Origin of the sequence: Larkinella sp. C7 (assembly GCF_006149005.1) — a bacterium.
In the GTDB taxonomy this organism is placed as follows: Bacteria; Bacteroidota; Bacteroidia; order Cytophagales; family Spirosomataceae; genus Larkinella.
On sequence record NZ_VBSL01000016.1, the window covers coordinates 1 to 19138 of the forward strand.

The window sequence follows — 19138 nt, forward strand, 5'->3', positions numbered from 1 at the left end:
CCCCAGCAGGGCGATTTTGCTCACTTTACTAACTATATGTTTCATCGTCAACTGTCTTTTTGAATACGTTTAATCAATTAAAACCCAATCTGCAGACCGAACATGTACGTCGTCGGTTTCGGATAGTTGTGCCAGATCATCCCTTGTGAGAAGGCGCTGTTGCCATCACCCTGGTTGGTCGGGGTCACTTCCGGATCACCTACGATTTTGTCGTCAACCAGCAGGAAGAAGTTCTGCACGGTAGCGTAAGCCCGCAGGCGGTTCAGTTTGAGTTTGTTGGTTACGTTGCTTGGGAAGGTGTAGCCGAACAGCAGGTTCCGGCCCCGCAGGAACGAACCATCCTTGATCCAGTGGCTGTCTACGTTGGTTACATAACCAGCGCGGGTATCCCGGATTTCAGCGATCATCGTATTCTGGTTGGTCGGCGTCCAGGCGTTCAACACCGAAGTGTAGCTGTTGGCCAGTGCCTGGCGGTCTTCGCTCGGGTGCAGGTTCATCAACATGACGTCATTACCGTACGAGAACTGCAATTCCAGCGTCAGGTCGAAGTTTTTGTAACGGAAGTTGTTGGTCATGGCACCCCAGGATTTTGGGCTACCGTTTCCGATGATGCTCCGGTCGGCATCCGTGATGGCACGGTCACCGTTCACATCCAGGTACTTGATGTCACCCGGTAACATCGTCAAACCGTTCCGGTAGCTGGTGAAACGGGCCGCTTCTTCGCGTTCCGCTTCACTCCACGTACCCAGACGCGTCAGACCCCAGAAAGAACCCACCGGCTCACCGATGCGGATCACGTTGGTTGGGTTGGTAAAGTTCGGACCACCTACGTTGAAGATATCCGACGGTGTCGCCAGAGCCAGTACTTTGTTGCGGTTGAAAGAGATGTTGAAGGTCGTATTCCACTGGAAACCACCCGCGTCGATGTTGACCGTGTTCAACCCGAATTCAAAGCCTTTGTTTTCCATCGAACCTACGTTCCGGCGAATGGTCGCGTAACCACTCGTACGGGGTACCGGGGCATCCAGCAGCATGTCGGTGGTTTTGCGGTAGTAGTAGTCCGCTTCCAGAGAAATCCGGCCTTTCAACAAGCCCAGTTCCACACCGAAGTCGGTCTGAGCGGTTTTTTCCCAACGCAAATCCGGGTTCGCCAAACGGCTCAAACCTGTTCCCGACACCCGGGCATCGCCATAAATCGTCGCGTAGTTCGAGCTAAGCAGTGAGAGTGAAGAGTAAGCCGGAATTTCCGAGTTCCCCGTCAGACCGAAGCTGGTCCGCACTTTCAAATTCGAGATGATGGAATTGCCTTTCAGGAATTCCTCTTCCGATGCCCGCCAGGCCAGAGCCGCCGAGGGGAAGAATGCAAATTTGTGGTTTTCCCCAAATTTCGAAGAACCATCGGCCCGACCCGTGAAAGTCACCAGGTATTTTTCCATCAGGCTGTAGTTCACCCGACCGAAGTAGGAGTTAAACGCCGAACGTGAAGCACCTGAACCCACACTGGGGTTGGTGGCACCCGCACCGAGGTTGTTATACTCGAAATAATCGGTAGCGAAGTTGTTGACAGCCGCATTGATGCTGAACACATCTGTTTCCTGCCACGAAATCCCCAACAGCGCGTTGATGGCGTGTTTTTCGTTGATCTGTTTGTTATACGTCAGGTAGTTTTCCAACGACCAGAATGTTTCTTTCCGGTTGCTGGCCGACGCGTTACCGTTTCCACCAATGTTCAGCGTCCGGGTTTGCGACTGGTTGTTTTCCTGGGTTTGTACATTGGCCCCCAAAATCGTCCGCATTTCCAGTCCTTTGGCCAGCGTGATGTTGGAGTACAGGCTACCGATCGTCGTCTGGGTGTTCAGAATGTATTTCCGACCCATCAACCGGTGAACCGAGCTCATGGTTCCTTCCGCAAAGGGGAAATCCCGGTTGTTGGCGTAGGTTCCGTCTTCGTATTTAACCGGCAGGAACGGAAAATCTTCCACAATCTGGCGGGCAACGGCATCACCCTGATCCACAATGTTTTCCGACTGGTTGTTGTAGCTCAAAGTACCCCCAATTTTCAACCACGATTTTACCTGATCGTCGATCGTAAACCGGCCCGAATAGCGTTTCATGTACGAGGTCTTGATCAACCCCTGGTCATCGCGGTAACCGAGTGAAACCGAGTACTGCGTGCGGTCGTTACCCCCGCTGAAACCCAACTGGTGGTTTTGCGACAGTTTGTTTTGAGTCGATTCTTCCAGCCAGTTTGTATCAAACTTGGGGCTGCCATCGGAATTCCAGACGCGGGGATCGATCCGGCGCAGTTTGGGGTTCAGATACGCCCATTTGCCCGCGGCCCAGCCGACGGGATCGTATTTCGCCATGTTGGCCCAGGCCAGATCTTCTACGGCCATGTACTGGGCGGTGTTCAATACCTCCGGACGGTTGGGTCCGATCGTGTTTACGCTGAAATCGACGTTATAAGTCACCTGACCTTCTCCCGATTTCCCTTTTTTCGTTGTTACCAGGATAACCCCGTTCGCACCCCGCGCCCCGTAAATGGCGGTCGAGGAGGCATCTTTCAACACTTCCACCGAAACGATGTCGTTCGGGTTGATGTAGTCGATGGCCGAGCTGAACTGGTTCTGGTTCCCTTGTGGCAGCATTACTCCGTCGACCACATACAGCGGGTTGTTCGACGAGTTGATGGAGCTAAATCCGCGAACGCGGATGGTGGTCCGACCACCGGGACGACCCGAGTTGGTGTTGACCTGTACACCCGGCATCCGACCCGACAACGCCTGCGTCAGCGAAGCCGCCGGGCGCTCTTTCAATTCGGCTTCTTTCACGGAACCAACGGCCCCTGTCAAGTCGCTTTTCTTCGCCGTACCGTAACCGATAACAACGATTTCTTCCAGTACTTTGTCATCATTTTTCAGGCTGACATTCACGGAAGTCTGTGTTCCGACATTCACTTCCTGAGACAGATACCCTACAAATGAAAAAACCAGGGTAGCACCGTTATCCGGAATTTCGATCTTGTAAAGACCATTCGCATCCGTCACTGTACCCCGTTGAGTACCTTTCAAAACAATACTCACACCCGGTAAAGGAGAATTCGACTCATCGGTCACCTTGCCGGAGAGAGTTCTGTCAACCGTACTGACTGCTAACGTGTTTTTCGATGAAGTGCCCGTGTTAGGGTCTTTCGCTGCGAGAGCGACATTCGTGCAGACAAAAGCCAGCAGGAGTTGAGGAATGGATAATCTCATCATCCTGACAAGCCGGGCTTGCGGTAGTAAGAGTTTTACCATAGATGTTGTGTACCGTTGACACGGCGGTTTATTAGAGTGGTAGAATTAGTAAGAAAGAAACATGATTATCTTTTGCAAAACTAATAAATAGTAAGGTTCTAATTGCCTACGATTAGTCACTATTAATAAAAAATATTAATAAATTAATAGTAGCCGTTTCGTTTGAAATTTCGAATCCAATTTATTTTATTTCCGCACGGCGCATTAAAAAACAGAAACGGGTCACTACATACCGAAAAAAACCCTATCATACCCCTGAAAATCAATTACTTATACCAAAAGCAAGATATGCGATAACTGTTCGTACCCCATTTCACCAAGCTTTCTTTTATCCAAATTTTGCTTGAATGTACACCATAGCGTGGCGGACTTTTTTACTTAGTCATCAAAAAAAAATACCTGTTTACTTCCTCATCTGGCAGGGGCCAGGAGCGTTTCAACCGGGCGGATGGGTTCAAAAAAGCTATGAAAACCACGTCCGTTCAATTCGAAACCGTCCGTGTCGTGATCTGAATCTGATCTTCAGCAACTGAATTTGGAGCTTTTGTACACCGCAGAGCCGTTAGCATCTTGGCCAGTGAACCCACCAGAATGCCATAACCGTTCTCATGTCGCAGATACAGTTGAGGATTGGGTTTGGTCGGAATCGGGCAAAAAGCGGTTTGGCTGGCATACGCCAGCAGGTATTCCGTTCCGAAAGGTTCCGCGCAGACAAATGACGCATCCGGCGCAATCCGAACATACTCGCTCACCTGATCTGCCTTGATTTCAAAATCATTTTCCAGCAGGGTTTTGGTGCCATCTGCCAGCACATACACCAGCCGCAAATGAGCGGGGCGGTTTACCCGCGCTTCAATCGTGATCTGATTCCCCGGCCAGTATTCGACCCCGTTTCGGCCCCGGTCCGTTCGGATTTCCACCGTTAGTGGCGTTGCACCGGCCACGGAATGTTGCAGGATCGTATCCTGCACGGCCAGCACCCGCTGGTACTGCTCCGGTTTCAGCCGAAGGTTTTGCCCGCTGATCCAGGCCAGCGGCAATGCGGTATTCTCAATTTTCGCCAGCACCCGGTTACTACGGGCATCAAACACCTCCGCGACCATTTGCAGGTGGTTCAGTTCTTCCCGGTAATAGCCCCGAATCCACAGCAACGAGTCGGAACTATGTGTCGACGGCACGACCGCCACAGCCGCCTGTTTTTGCAGACAACTGTGCAGCGTGGCAAAAATCCGGTCCGACAGCGGGTCATTGATTCCGCAACGGTTGTAGGTAAACCGATCCAGAACCAGGCGGGTAGAACCGGCCGGAAGCACTTTTTTCAAGCTCTCCGTGATCGCTGATAGGGTTGTAAACAGGTCATTTTCGATTTTCTCAGCCTGTTCCAGATCGCCCGCATTCAAGACAAAGACATCGGGCGGCCACGCGTCTACTTTGGTGATGCCGGCAATTTTAAACGAATGAAATGCATTCAGCGCCGGGTCGAACACAAACCGAATCCGAAATTCGACCCGGTTCTGAAACCGAAACGTCTTTCCCTGTTTTCCCACACCCTGCGCCAGTTTCTCGACGTATAGACTGACGAACGGAAAACCGTCTTGCGTTCGACTGATTCGGTAGCGTGCCTCATCCAGCGTCAGGGTGTTGGTCACCGGTTTCCCGGACGAAAAAATCCGGGCATCTTTCACGTATTCTTCCACCGTGGTGTAAGCATTGCCCCCCGGTCGAAATTCATTGTACACCAGCACCTCCCGGTTTCGAAACGCGTCTTTCAGCAAGCCGTTGAGCTGACTCCGTAACACCTCAAACGGCTGGTTGGCCTCGTAGTGCGTCAATACCTCCAGATTGGTCAGATAGCGGTCGCGCACCAGCCGACGGGCGTTGTCGGCAATTTTCAGCTGGTCAGCCCGCAAAAACGTCTGTGCAACCGCCAATTCAAACGCAGCGAAGAGGCTGGAAAACAGAACAATCCGAAAAACCGATATATTCATTTTGAATGTGCGAGTAACGGAAGCGCCTAAGAAACTTTTCCGCTTTCCCGATTACGGGTGGCTGCCTTTTTTTGGGTCTTTTTTCTCCCTTCTACTATGTTTATTCCCGCTTCCAATCCCTCTTTCCGCGAGCCTGACATCACCCAGCAGCACCGTCCAGCGGTTTTCTTCGTAGAAAGGGTCTTTCCGGGATTGCAGATCAACCGCCATCTGCTTGGCGGTTTTGGCCGCATAAACAAGTTGTCCTTTGGGATTAAAGGCCTGAAAATGCTGAAAGTACGTCGCCGTGGTTTCATAACCGCTGACGGTTTTTTCCCAGTCGGCCACCAGCGCCAGATCATAGAACGCAATGTCGATGTCGAAATACCGCTTTTCCAGGTTTTTCAGCCTTCTGAGGTAAATCGCGAGCGGGTAGGTTTTCACTGCCGGTTTGGGATTGGACGAACCGACCTGCATGGTGGCATCGGGCAAAAACAACTGCAAAGCATTTTCAATGGCCAGTTCCCGGATGTTGTCCTGCTGCTCAGGATCGGCAATAACTGCTAAATAGCGCTGAAATTCGTTCACTTTCTGTTCCGTTAACACCCGGAAATCAAGAAGCTGCTTTTCGGTAAGCTGGTTTTCCTCCACCACGCCCTCCCGGTTCAGCAAGGGCTGTTCCGGCGACGCATACACCGTCAGCCGCCCCGCCGACGGCCGGGTTTCGCGCAGGTTGGCTTCATACAGCGATTGTTTGAAACGCGTGGCGATGTAGCGGGACAGTTGCGTCTGGGTATTTTTCAGAACGGTTTCCCACGACAGATCGGCTCCCGAACGAGCCGCCACCTCCAGTACTTCATCGAACGCACGCGTATAGAAACTGCCCGAATCCGGGTGCGCACAGGCTTCCTGCGGAGGGCGGCTGCTGGCAATCAGAACGTCGCCGGTGACATTCAGCAGGAGTTTCCGGTACGCCTGATTCAGGGAATCGTTGGTCAGCACCAGCGGCTTCGGCGGAATCCGTTTGCGCCCGGTGGTGCGGGTGGCATCGATCACTTCGTTGCAGCAATCTCCCAGGGTGATACACAGCCGCGCTCCTTTCTTTTTCAGCAGGGAATGAATGCTCAACAGGCCCGGATTCTGCCCGGCCAGGGCTTCCTCTTTTTCCAGCATCAGAATCGGAAACCGGTCGGTGCGGTTTTTCAGGTTGTAGCCGTGGCCGGTATAATACAGGAAAACAATGTCGTTCGGTTGGGGGCTGATTTCCTGCAACACGGCCTGGAGCCGTTTTTGGCCGAAATCATCGTGGGCCACCATCCGCTCGTCCAGCGGGTATTGAATGGCGGCCGCCATCTGAACAAATTGCCGGTGCATCACGTCCATGTCCCGCTTGCAGGCATCGATCAAAACCGGGTCTTTGGTATCGGCCACCACAATGGCATAGAACGTCTGACCCTGGCCACACGTACTGAAAATCAGCCAGAACAGAACCGCCAATGCTGGGTAACCACCTGCTTTCATGGCATTTTAAAGAAAAATTTTCCCCGCAACCGGCCCTCGATGTAGGTCGGCTGTTTAAAACCGCGTTCTTCCAGGCCCCGATCGATCCGGTCAATCATCTCAAAAATGTCGACGTTGGGCTGGCCGATGTGTTTGACCAGTTCACTCGTAAAAAGGCCATTTTCTTCGTTGCCATCGTGAGCGACTTTCCCCGGCTCGGTGGCGTAGATAATCAGCGTTCCGACGGCGGGCTGAACGGGCGCAAAAGACGGTTCGCCCGCCCCCCGGTGCCACGACCGATAGGGATTGTTCCGGCAGGCATCCCAGAAAATGACATTCGATCCCTTCGGATTGGTATCGGCCATACGGGCCACGAGCCTCCGCAGCGGGTAGCACTCAAACTCGACATCCGGCTCGGCGGTCGGGTCGGCGTCCACCGGCTGCACATAGTTTTCACCATTGACCATCAAACCGTGTCCGGCGTAGTAGAAAAGCCCGATGTTGTGGTTTCCCAATTCGGCCAGAAAGGTATCAAAACTGGTTTTCAGCTCCCGAAGCGGCAGATTTTCTTTGTAGGTAACCGCAAATCCCAGGTTTTCGAGCTGCGTTTTTACCGCTTTACCGTCGTTTGCCGGATTTTTGAGCGGATATTTCGGATACTTTCCGTTGGCAATGATGAGCGCCAGCCGTTTGGGAGCCGCCGACTTGACGGCAATCTCCGTTTTTTCGGGCTGGTTGATAATCAGCCGCGTCTCCGATGTGGTCGTTCCGGCGACATTGGTAGCCACGACATAAACCGCATTGGCACCGCTCACCAGTTGAATTTCTTCTGCGTATTCCGTACCGCACGCTACTTTGATGATACCCCGTTGTAACCCATTGATTTCTTTGTCGTTGTGAAAGAACAGAAGTTTTGTAACGGGCTCCGCCGATTCGATGCACACGCTCAGTCGGTAAACCGGTTTGGACTCCGAAACCCGCCGGGCCAGTGGAGTTCGCCAGGTGATGCGTGGCGCGACGGCGGGCGGTTTGGTTATTTTCACCCAACCGCTCTGCGCCGAAACCGTCGGAGGCTGCTGGGCCATTCCGGTTCCGGAACAGATCAGGAAGAGAAGTAGATAAGGTAGTGTGTTTTTCATAAGTGATGGTCCAAAACCCGGTACAGAGCATATCTTCAAAAAAAGAAAAGGTTATCAGCGGTTTTTAAAACCGCATCGAAAACCCCAGGGTTGACGTGTTTCCCACCCAACCGGCCACGACATTTCGAACCGACACCCGCTTTTGCTTCCTGTTTTTCATCCCTTTCAACACCACATACGCCACATCGGCGGCCCAGACCACAGCCGCCACCCGCGTCGCCACCAAATACCGGTGGTGGTGCTGCGTTGCCTGGTTGTAATACGGTTCCGCCTGCTGTTCGCTGGTCTGGGTTTCGTAGGTTTGATAAGCCTGTTTCGACCGGCTGCGTTGCACCAGACCGTAGGCAAGCAACCCACCGTAGGTTGCCGTGATGACCGGTCGCCAGCCGATCTTCCGATTGGGCTGAACCAGGATGCTTCCCAGACCGGGTACCAGCGCCGACAGCAGCGCGTTGGCGGGTCCTCCGCCCGAAACCAATGGCACAGCCGGTTTGACCAGAACCGTCACCCGGATTTCATCGTTAATGGTCACCCCATCCAGGCGGTAATCCCAGTAAATCGTCTGGTTTGGTCCGGATGAGACGCCTGTGCCAACGGCTCCGGTCACGGTTTTGGGCTTGAAAAAACCATTCCGGCGGCTTTCCACCTGGATGAGTACCGAATCGGTAGCGATCAGATTGGCCACATCGTAGACGATTTTCACCCGCTGCGTATCCAGTTCGACGCGAATGTTGGAAAGCGTCAGCCGGGCATTCTCCGGCGGTTGCCCGTAGGCGGTGCCGGTCAGGAGGAGAGCGAGTAACAGGAAGAGCCGGTTCACTGCTGGTAGAGGGCTTTAATTTCAGATTCCGTCAAAGCGCGGTTATAGATGCGGATGTCGTCCATCATCCCGCTAAATTGATTGAGATCGCCCTCCCAGGCCACACCAAACCGCAACGGGCTCCCCGAACAGGCGTCGATCGGACCATCCTTGAATTCGGTATTGGATATTTGTTTTTGCCCGTTCAGGTAAAAAGTACCCGTTTTGCCTTCAAAAACGGTGACGATATGCACCCACTGATTCAGTTGAAAGCCTGGATCAAAATACAAAACCCGCTTTTTGGTTTTGTCCTCCTGCTCACAATTGCCGTCCTGCTCAATATCCGCGATGATTTCGTACCCCGTTGTCGAACCGGTCGTGTAAGGCGGGGTAATGCGGGCCGTGTACTGGTTGTTGACGTTGTCTTTAAAAACCGCCTTCGAATAGATCTGGGTCGTTGACGTAACCCGCTGCGGTTTTATCCAGAGACTGATGGACAGGACCGCCGGCCGCAGCAGCACATTGTCGGGAATTTCAAAATAATCGTCGATGCCGTCCAGCATTAGGGCCGAATTTGCGTTCGATTTCCGATCCGAGCCGTACGTGGCCCCATTTTTCAGGACCCCGTGCAGGTTGTTTCCACTGGCATCGAGCGTGCCGCCGTTGAGTGGATAGTAGCCTACCGGCCCCGTTGCTACCACAAATTGTTTACGCGGCAATACCCAGGCATCACAACTGAACAACAGCAGGACCACCCAGAGCACGCAAAGCGACCTTAGTGATTGGTTGCCAATGGATTGCCTGATCATAAGCTGGTTACGGCCTTGTTTCTATCAGGATCTAAGGTACTGCAAAATAATAGATAATACCTATTTTTTCTTGTAATCAGACAACAATTTAGACGCGGTCTATTTCCTGTAAAAACGAAAAACCGCCCCCGTTGCCAGGGGCGGTTTTTCCTATCAGTCGGTTATCTTATAAACTTTGTTCTTCGACGTTCACTTCGACCTGCTTCTGGCTGCCGGTCAGTTCGTTCAGGAGTTCCTGCACATTGACGGTGGCAAAGCTGCTGGCATAGTCCGACATGGCGTACGGAATGATGAGTTCATTGCCGTTGATCAGGCCCCCGCAACTGTATACAACATTCGGTACATAGCCTTCGCGTTCGTTTTCGTCGGGACTCAGCAGCGGTTCGGTCAGGCGACCAATGACTTTACCGGGATCATTCAGATCGAGCAAAAAGGCACTGATGGCGTATTTTCGCATCGGCCCAACACCGTGACTCAGCACCAGCCAACCGGCCTCGGTTTCGATGGGCGATCCACAGTTCCCAAGTTGAACGAACTCCCAGTGGTAGGTCGGTTTCAGCAATATTTCCTTTGTTTGCCAGAAATAGAGGTCATCCGAATACATGATGTAAATGTTCTCGCCGTCCTGACGGGAAAGCATCACATACCGCCCGTTGATTTTGCGGGGAAACAACGCCATGCCTTTGTTCTGCACCTCGGCCCCATTCAACGTACTGATGCTGAAGTGGGTAAAGTCGCGGGTAAGCAGCAATTGCGGAAACGTAACCTGGCCGTTGTAGGCAGTATACGTCGCATAATACGTCACTTCGCCGTCGTCTTCAACAAACCGCACGAAGCGCGCATCTTCGATTCCGTTGGTTTCATTGGGCGATGTCGGGAAAATACACCGTTCGTCCAGGCTCTGGTCTTCGTCAAAATCCAGCTCGTAATTGGAGCGGGCCAGCGTACGCAAACTACTCGCAATAGCCTCGTATTCAGCGTGATGCCGGTATTGACTCAGAACCCGTTTCAGCCGGTCTTCCATTTCTTCCAGCGCAAATTCCTCGCCTAAACCGGTCATCATCATTTCCGAAATGGGATTCGACAACCGGAGTTCGTAGAGTTTCCGTTCAAACTGCGCCCGGTTGAACCGGTGGTTCGGCACGATTTCCGGGGAAGTAACGTAGCGCGACGGTTTTCGCAGGATGATCTTGCTATCCTGATCGATATAGCCCATGCGGAACGTAATCGACGAAATATGTCCCTCTCCCGTAGCGCGCATGCTCAGAATGAACCGCTTGAAACCCGGCGGAACATTGGTCTGATCGGGGTGCCACACCATCGACGGATTGAACAATGCCGCCGATTCCAGCGAGTATTCCATGGTGAAATACGCGCCCAGCAGCAATTTCCGCTCCAGCGTCAACGGTTCGTCGGTGAGGAGCTGGGATTTAATGTGGTTGAAGCGTTTCAGGAAAAACCGCTCCAGTTTATAATGCCGACTGCCAAATTCACGAATCACCTCGCCTAACTTCCGCTCGGCTTCTTCCTCGGTCATGGCATTGACCCGGGCAATAATTTTCAGGGTTCGCGTTGAGCTACTGTGTTCAAAGGGCCGAAAGAGAACGCGCGTTGGGTCAGGGCGCAGTACAATGCCGGTACGGGTTGCCTTTATCATAAGTACTAAAATGTTGACAGACAGCAGGGTTATGGAATGAGGGAATGAACGCCTGTTTTAGAAGCAGTGCGTTTCATTCCCTCATTGTCTCTGCCTTCAACGTTTAAACTAACAAGGTTAGTGCCGTATTTGCAATTTCAGCGTCGGAAATTTGTTTTTGGGTTAAATGAAGTTCAGTCAGCGCCATTAAATACGCCAGCGTCGATTCGGCACCCTGGTTCTGATTTACCCGATCGACGTGCAGGCCGTCGCGGCAACCACCCGTGTTGGGATCATAAACCGACAGGCCCAGATCATTATGGCCGGTAAACCACTTGAATATCTTCGTAGCCCGTTTTAGCCAGACGGCTTCGCGGGTGATCCGGTAGGCCGCCAGACAGGCCGAAACCGACCCCTGCACTTCCACCGGCTGCTGATCGAAATACGCCCGTTTTCCACCTTTGGTATAAAAACCGTTGGAACCGATGGGCTGAAAATAACCGGTGCTGGCAATTCCATTGCCCGTCATCTGCAAACTGATCAGCCATTCCAGTGTTTTGATACCCAGATCAGTCACCTTCGAGTCCTGCAAGGTTTCTCCGGCACAAATCAGCGCGTGGGACAATTTCGCATTGTCGTAGGTCAAATAACCCTCAAACCACGGCCAGTCTTTGGATTTTCCGTCCTGATACCGCAGCAGCAATTTATCCACCAACTGCTGTAAAATGGTTTTTACCAGCCGGTCATTCGCAAAGCGTTTGAGGTACTCACAGGCACCCATGATGCCGAAAGCCCAGGCCCGGGGTGAGGGCAGGTCGACCAGCGAGGGCAGTGCCTGGTGTAAGATCGGCATGGCCCAGGTAATCAGGTTTTTGTCGGCCGACCGACCGACACAGGTTCCCAGCGCCCAGATGGCGCGGCCCGTGCTGTCGTCGGAGCCCACTTCTTCGAGCCAACGGCGGTCGTAGCCCATAAAATTCCGGAACTGACCCCGCCCCTGTAGGTAGGCATAGTTGAGAAAAGCCGCAAAATCGTCGGTGAGCTTGGCCAGTTTCCGATCGCCCATACCGGCTTCTTCCACCATCACGGTCAGAATCAGCGCGCGGGCGTTGTCGTCGGTGCAATAGCCTTCTTCGTAGTGCGGCAAATGGTAGCGGGCGTGTTGAATGATTCCCGTCGAATCGGTCAGACGATACAGGTGGTCGAGCCGAATCGGCGGTAATTTGTATGTGCCTCCCCCATTGCCATTGATTAACGCCAGCGGACTTCCCGGTAGCGCAATCGGCTGTTGACGCGCCTGTACGAACGACTGAACGTAGCGTTCCATCACGCGTTCCCAGATCATGCTGCGTCCCAGCATATACGCTTTCTTGCGCATTCCGTGCCGCAGGGGCTCATCGCTCATCAGATTGATAATGGCATCGGCAACGGCTTCCGAGTCGTTGAATGGCACCAGAACGCCCCGGCCGTCGGCCAGCAATTCTTCAGCGTGCCAGTAGGGAGTCGAAACCACCGCCTTGCCACATCCGAAAGCGTAGGAAAGTGTTCCGGACGTTATCTGGGCCGCATTCAGATAGGGCGTGATGTAAATATCAGCCGCGCCCAGAAACTCGATCAGATTGTCCAGCTCAACGAACTGATTGAAAAACAGCACATTGTTTTTGACGCCACAGTCGGCAGCCAGTTTTTTCAAGCTGTCGCGATACACTTCACCCTGATCCCGGATGAGATTGGGGTGCGTCGCGCCCAGCACGATGTAGACGGTATTCGGAAACTGGTCGACAATGCGGGGCAACGCCTTGATGACGTTTTCGATGCCTTTGTTGGGCGACAGCAACCCGAAGGTCAGCAATACCTGCTTGCCTTCGATGCCAAACCGGTCTTTGTGAAAATGCGGATCGACAAACGGCATATCGGGAATCCCGTGCGCAATGACGTCGATTTTGTCTTCAGGAACTTCATAAATATCTTTCAGGAACTGACGGCCTTTCTCGGTCATCACCACCACCCGCGCCGACAGATCGGCGATGGTTTTCAGCACCATGAGCTGGTCCTGATCCGGATTGCGCAACACGGTATGAAAGGTCGTTACCACCGGCATCGTCAGATTCCGAAGCAGGGTCAGAATATAGTTGCCCGCCGTTCCACCGTAAATACCGTATTCGTGCTGCAGGCAGACCACCTCGGTATTCATGGAATTCAGAAATTCGGCGGCTTTTTTGTACGAATTCAAATCATGCTGATAAAATTCATACCGTACCTCATCCGGATAATCGTAGCCTTCCGGCACGTCGTTGACCGACACGACCATCGCCGACGATTCCGGATAATACGTTGTAAATGATTTATATAGATCAGAAGTAAAAGTGGCAATCCCACACTTTCGGGGTAAATAATCGCCTATAAATGCCACACTGGTGGGCATGTGCACACTAGGGGATACGTTTTGTAGGGTAGCAAGATTCATAATTATTCGTGGAAATAATGGTATAGAAATAATCCTGGTGCACTTGTAATTTAACTAAGCAAAGAATGACCGACCTTTTATGTATGGACGCATACTGATTAACTACAAATAGCAACACTTGTTTAATTTATTTATGGAGGAAGTTATCCTGGGCCCGGTTTTTTAGAACAGAAACCAACGTCAAAGCCGAACGTTCGACCTTCGTTTTCAAAAACACACCCAAATTTTGTACCTTGCGCGCTTAACTTCTGTTCTGGCTTGATGTTCTGGCACCGCGTTTCGGATTTCATCTTAAAAAATCGCATTCTCCTGCTCATTGTCATTTTCGTAGGAACGGTATTTATGGCCTACCAGGCCACCCGCATCCAGCTTTCCTACGAAATTGCCCGGATTCTTCCTTCCAACGACCCCGACTTTGAACTCTACGAATCGTTTAAAAAACGGTTTGGCGAAGACGGCAGTGTCATGGTCATCGGGATTGAAACACCTAACCTCTATACGTTACCGGTTTTTAACGGCTGGTATGCGTTGAATCAGGCCATTAAAAAAACGGATGGTGTCCAGAATGTGTTGTCGGCCGCCAGTCTGTTTCACATCGTCCGCAACGACAGCATCAAACAATTCCAGTTTTTGCCCCTCGTTCCCCAGCCGCCCACCACACAGGCTGAGGTAGACAGCCTCCGTTTAAAAGTAGCTAACCTGCCTTTTTACCAGGGTTTTGTTTCCGACAGTGCCGGTCGGTCGCACCTGATGGCCGTCACATTCGACCAGAAAAAGCTGAATACCAAAGACCGCATCGGGATTGTTCTGGAAATTGAGAAAAAAGTGAGGGCCTTCGGAGCCAGCCATAATATCCCGGTTCACATGTCCGGTATGCCTTACATCCGGACTAAATTTACGGGCAAAGTCAGCAATGAGATGGTGCTGTTCATGGCGCTGGCGTTCGGCGTAACGGCCATCATTCTGCTCTTTTTCTTCCGGTCCATTGTAGCCGTTCTGGCCGCCATCAGCATCGTCGGGGTGGGTGTGGTCTGGTCGCTGGGCTTTCTGGTGCTGTTTGGCTACAAAATCACCCTGCTGACGGGTTTGCTGCCGCCCCTCATCATTGTCATCGGTATTCCGAACACCATCTTTCTCATCAATAAATACTTCGAAGAGTTCAGCCACCACGGCGACAAAATCCGGGCGCTGAATACCGCCACGGAAGCCATCGGTGAGATGACATTTTTTGCCAATGTCACCACTGCCATCGGTTTTTTCGTTTTCTATTTCGCCAGCAGCCCCATGCTCGCCCAGTTTGGGCTGGTGGCTTCGCTGGGGGTTGTCGTGACCTACGCCCTCTGTCTGGTGCTGATTCCGATCGTCTTCGGCTATTTGCCCGAGCCGTCGTCGCGGCAGCGCGGTCATCTGGAAAGCCGCTGGGTGGTTTCGTTTCTGAACTGGGTCAACCACACGGTTCACCACCGCCGTCGGGCCATCTATGCCTTCATCGGTGTTCTGGTGATCGTCAGCCTAATCGGGGCCATGCGCATCCAGGCGGTTGGCTACGTCGTCGATGATTTGCCAAAGAACGATCCGATTTACACCGATCTGAAATTTTTCGAGAAAAACTTCCGGGGCGTTCTGCCTTTCGAAGTGTCCATCGACACCCGCCAGCCGGGCCGGGTTTTGACCCCCCAAACGCTGACCAAGATGCGGCTTTTGCAACGCGAATTTGAGAAATATCCCGAGTTCACGCGCCCGCTGTCGGTGGTTGAAGCAGCCAAGTTTCTGTACCAGTCGTATCGTGGGGGCGACCCGAAATATTACGTCCTGCCCGGTGCGCTGGAAATGGCCAAAGTGGCCAGCTATGCGCCACAGATGAAAGGAAAAGCCAATCTCTTCAAAGGATTTATCGACAGCACGAGCCGCTATACCCGCGTGAGTTTCCAGATGGCCGACGTCGGTACGGTGCGCATCCGGGAGTTGCTGACCACCCTCCAACCCCGGGTCGATTCCATTTTTAACATCGACCGCGAAACCGGCAAACGGGTTTCCAACGGCGATATGTACGACGTCCGGCTGACGGGCAGCAGCAGCATTTTTACGAAAGGTAACGAGTACCTGGTGGATAACCTGAAGGAAAGCGTGTATCTGGCGGTAATTCTGATCACCGCACTGCTGGCTCTTTTACTCCGCGACGTCCGAACGATCATCATCTGCTCGCTGCCCCGCATTGTTCCGCTGATCATCACGGCGGGAATCATGGGTTATTTCGGAATTCGGCTCAAACCGTCGACCATCCTGATTTTCAGTGTGGCGTTTGGGATTGCGTCCGACGGCACGATCTACTTCATCGCCCGGTATCGCGAAGAACTCCGGCGGGGCCTCAGCATTTCCAAAGCCATCACCAACACCATTCACCAGGCCGGTATCAGCATGATTTACACGGCCTTTATCCTCTTCGCCGGTTTCGCCATTTTCGCCTTCTCGACCTTTCAGGGAACCGTGGCGCTGGGTGTTCTGGTGTCGATCACCCTGCTGATGGGCATGGCCGCCAACCTGATTCTACTCCCCGCTTTCCTGCTCTCGCTCGACAAACGCAAAAGCCGGAAGGAGCTTTTGAACAATGAGGCTGCTTAACGGGAGTAAAAAATGATGAATGTAAAATGATGAATGCTAAATCTAAAAGTGTTTGGACGCATCAGCCAACTTTTACATTTAGCGTTCATCATTTTACATTCATCATTCCTTTCTTTTCAAACTTCCTCCAGCAAACTCTGGAACGAGACGTACTGATTGCCAAACCGCTCCTGGATTTTATCCATCAGTTCATCGCCGTGGTATTTCTGAAAGCGGTAAAAATCCAGTTTGATTCGAAAGGAATACTGGAAGGTATACGTCGCGCCGTTGTTATCGACTTCGGTGAGTAAATGCAAAATTTTGTAGCTCAGCGGCAGGCCGGTTGCCATGACGGCCGGCACGTGTTCGGCTTTCATCCAGTGTAACCATTCCCGCTCAACGGTTTTGTCAATGTTAATCGTCAGGTTGTAAAGAATCATACTTTAGAGATCAGAGAGGAGAAAAGTGATCAGAGAAAGGGTCTCTCCACCAGAATGCAACAGCAATTTCGTGCTTTTTGTCCGCAATCTTGCAGCTATTCTCATTCGTCTTAGCCACAAATGTTGTTTCTTTGCTCTACGACAAACTTACTCACTCTATGTTTTACAATATACTGGTTCGTGCCCACTCGGGTCTTCGTTGGGTTGTGTTGATTCTGTTGCTTGCCGCCATCGTCACCGCATTTCGGAAATGGCAGGGCCGCGATGAATACACACCGGGCAATAACAAACTGTACCTTTTCACTTTAATTGCTACGCACACGCAGTTTCTGATTGGCTTGATTTTGTATTTTATCAGCCCCAAAGTGCCCCTTTTTGATGCAGGAATCGACATGGGTACCATCATGAAAACTACGCTGTACCGGTTTTACACCATCGAACACATCATCGGAATGCTGATTGCGGTAACACTGATTACAATTGGTCGCTCAAAATCGCGCCGGATCAGCGGGCCGGTTCAGAAACACCGGACGGTTTTCATCTTCTTTGGATTAGGGTTGATCGTCATTCTGATTTCGATCCCGTGGCCGTTCCGCATTCCCGGCGCAGGCTGGTTTTAAACACCCCCAACCCCCTGATGGGGGCTTTTACCGGATCATAAAGCCCCCATCAGGGGGTTGGGGCAAAACACCGATCCATGCATCCTACACCCCAGCACCGAACCATCCTGAACTGGATTCAGCCTTCCGACGCTGAACGGTACGAGATTTATTCGGAACTGGGACTCCCGCAGGCGGTTTTAACCATCGAAGCACCCCATTACGCAACGCTCGATTCCCGCTTTGGCAGCTATCGGATTCAGCGGCAAATCCCATCGACCATCATTGCCGTGACCGATGCGGGCGGATCATCCATTGCCACCGTTCGCACCGGCTGGTGGGGACGCCTTTCCCTGACCTTTGACGACGGGCGTGAACTGCGCTTCAATTCTTCCAGCGTGTTTCGCAGCCGCTGGCTCTGGAGCAGTGCCGATGGCGAACCACAGGCCGTTGTACAACGCAGCCGGATTTTCTTTGCCCCCGAATGGCCCATTCGTGAAGGGCTGTCGGCCCTGCTGGCCGGTCTATCCATTTATTTTATCGTCACCCGACCCAAATCTTTATTCGGTTTACGGTTTTCAGTTTTTGCCGGGCCGATGTTTCGATAGCGGATGCATTTTTATCGCTCGTTAGCCCCGTAAACTGAAAACCGTAAACCGTAAACCACACAACCATGATAAACACCCGCTCTTTACCGGTTTCACCGGATCAGCAACTCCGCAACATTGGCTGGAACTGGATGCTCGGAACCGACACGCTGTCGTATCTAACCAACGAAGTCGTTGTGGTAAGCCCGGCCGAAGCCGATGCGTATTATGAAGCCGGCAATCAGTTGTTTACCATGCTGGTAGAAGCCGGGCAGCATGTCATCGACACCAACCGGTTCAGCGAACTGGGCATTCCGGACAACCTCGTCGACCTGATCAAAATTTCCTGGAGCGACGACCGGCACTTTCAGCTCTACGGCCGTTTCGACCTCGCGGGCGGCATCGACGGCCAGCCCATCAAACTGATCGAGTTCAATGCCGACACGGCAACCTGCATTCCCGAAACAGCGGTGGTTCAATACGCCCACCTGCGGGCCAACGGCCTCGACGAAGAACAGCAGTTTAATTCCGTCTACGAAACGCTGGTGGAGCAGTTCCGCGACATCCTGCTACACAACGAAGACAAACAACCGACGCTGTTGCTATCGGCCATGCGCGGTTTTCCGGAAGATGACAGCAACCTGGCGGTTTTGGGCGAAGCGGCCCGTGAAGCCGGTTTTACGGTCGAATTTGAGTACATCGACAAGGTTGAATTCTCGGTCGATGAAGGCATTTTCAAGCAAAATACCGAGAACGGGCAATTCGACAAATTCGATTTCTGGTTCAAGCTGGTGCCCTGGGAATACATCGGTCACGAGGAATCCGATCTGGCGCACATTCTGACCGAAGCGGTGCGCCGTCGGCAGGTGGTGATCCTAAACCCTGCGTACGCGCTGCTGTTTCAGTCGAAATACATCCTGAAGATTTTGTGGGAATTGTACCCGTTTCACCCGCTGCTGCTGAAAACCGACACCCAGCCCCTCACCGACCGGATGTACGTCGAGAAAGTGTTGTTTGGTCGCGAAGGGGCCAACGTCCGCATTCTGGACGAGCAGGGGCGCGTGCAGGCCGAAGCCGACGGGGAGTATGACGAGTACCCGAAAATCTACCAGGAATACGTGGAGCTACCGACCGACGGAACCGGCAAACGCTACCAGGCCGGGGTATTTTATGTTGGCGAAAGTTGCGGTTTGGGTTTCCGGCGCGGGGGTGCCATTCTGGACAATGGCGCGCAGTTTGTCGGACATGTGGTAGAATAGAAGATTTCAGAAAGTAGGCAAATAGGAGCATCAATAGTA

At 52.5% G+C, this 19138-nt stretch carries 13 protein-coding genes; 4 read left to right on the plus strand and 9 right to left on the minus strand.

Going from position 1 to position 19138, the window contains the following annotated elements; genetic code table 11:
- Positions 1 to 77: 77 nt before the first annotated feature.
- The 8 genes from FH871_RS26555 to FH871_RS26590 form a co-directional block, all read right to left on the minus strand.
- On the minus strand, positions 78 to 3296 hold the full coding sequence (locus FH871_RS26555) for a TonB-dependent receptor (RefSeq protein ID WP_171062961.1): 3219 nt from the start codon (positions 3294 to 3296) through the stop codon (positions 78 to 80).
- Positions 3297 to 3778: 482 nt separating this feature from the next.
- Positions 3779 to 5284: a DUF4384 domain-containing protein gene (locus FH871_RS26560; RefSeq protein ID WP_138994446.1), complete on the minus strand. Its 1506-nt coding sequence runs from the start codon at positions 5282 to 5284 to the stop codon at positions 3779 to 3781.
- A gap of 51 nt (positions 5285 to 5335) precedes the next feature.
- On the minus strand, positions 5336 to 6784 hold the full coding sequence (locus tag FH871_RS26565) for a caspase family protein (protein ID WP_138994447.1): 1449 nt from the start codon (positions 6782 to 6784) through the stop codon (positions 5336 to 5338).
- Complete coding sequence (locus FH871_RS26570) at positions 6781 to 7902, minus strand: caspase family protein (protein ID WP_138994448.1); 1122 nt, start codon at positions 7900 to 7902, stop codon at positions 6781 to 6783. Before FH871_RS26570 ends, FH871_RS26565 begins: the two co-directional genes overlap by 4 nt.
- A 64-nt stretch (positions 7903 to 7966) precedes the next feature.
- Complete coding sequence (locus FH871_RS26575; RefSeq protein ID WP_138994449.1) at positions 7967 to 8722, minus strand: hypothetical protein; 756 nt, start codon at positions 8720 to 8722, stop codon at positions 7967 to 7969.
- Positions 8719 to 9510: a LamG domain-containing protein gene (locus tag FH871_RS26580; RefSeq protein ID WP_138994450.1), complete on the minus strand. Its 792-nt coding sequence runs from the start codon at positions 9508 to 9510 to the stop codon at positions 8719 to 8721. The genes FH871_RS26575 and FH871_RS26580 overlap by 4 nt, the downstream gene beginning before the upstream one ends.
- Before the next feature lie 166 nt (positions 9511 to 9676).
- Entirely contained in the window at positions 9677 to 11167 is a 1491-nt protein-coding gene (locus FH871_RS26585) for a glycoside hydrolase family 130 protein (RefSeq protein WP_171062962.1), read from the minus strand.
- Between the two features lie 103 nt (positions 11168 to 11270).
- Positions 11271 to 13613 carry a glycosyltransferase family 4 protein gene (locus FH871_RS26590; RefSeq protein WP_212768269.1) on the minus strand — a complete coding sequence of 781 codons (2343 nt, stop codon included), beginning with the start codon at positions 13611 to 13613 and terminating at the stop codon, positions 11271 to 11273.
- Between the two features lie 261 nt (positions 13614 to 13874).
- On the opposite strand from FH871_RS26590, the gene FH871_RS26595 reads away from it, so the two are divergent.
- Positions 13875 to 16235: an RND family transporter gene (locus FH871_RS26595; RefSeq protein WP_138994452.1), complete on the plus strand. Its 2361-nt coding sequence runs from the start codon at positions 13875 to 13877 to the stop codon at positions 16233 to 16235.
- Positions 16236 to 16351: 116 nt separating this feature from the next.
- Here FH871_RS26595 and FH871_RS26600 read toward each other — a convergent pair whose 3' ends face one another.
- The gene (locus FH871_RS26600; RefSeq protein WP_138994453.1) at positions 16352 to 16654 is read right to left on the minus strand and encodes a DUF4286 family protein; all 303 of its coding nucleotides are present in this window, start codon (positions 16652 to 16654) and stop codon (positions 16352 to 16354) included.
- A 158-nt stretch (positions 16655 to 16812) separates the two neighbouring features.
- Between FH871_RS26600 and FH871_RS26605 the strand changes: the two genes are divergently transcribed.
- The 3 genes from FH871_RS26605 to FH871_RS26615 all read left to right on the plus strand — a co-directional run bounded on the left by FH871_RS26605 (position 16813) and on the right by FH871_RS26615 (position 19099).
- Entirely contained in the window at positions 16813 to 17274 is a 462-nt protein-coding gene (locus FH871_RS26605; protein WP_138994454.1) for a cytochrome B, read from the plus strand.
- A gap of 77 nt (positions 17275 to 17351) precedes the next feature.
- On the plus strand, positions 17352 to 17861 hold the full coding sequence (locus FH871_RS26610; RefSeq protein WP_138994455.1) for a hypothetical protein: 510 nt from the start codon (positions 17352 to 17354) through the stop codon (positions 17859 to 17861).
- Between the two features lie 65 nt (positions 17862 to 17926).
- Positions 17927 to 19099 (plus strand): glutathionylspermidine synthase family protein, encoded by a 1173-nt coding sequence (locus FH871_RS26615; RefSeq protein WP_138994456.1) that lies wholly within the window; start codon positions 17927 to 17929, stop codon positions 19097 to 19099.
- Positions 19100 to 19138: the final 39 nt, after the last annotated feature.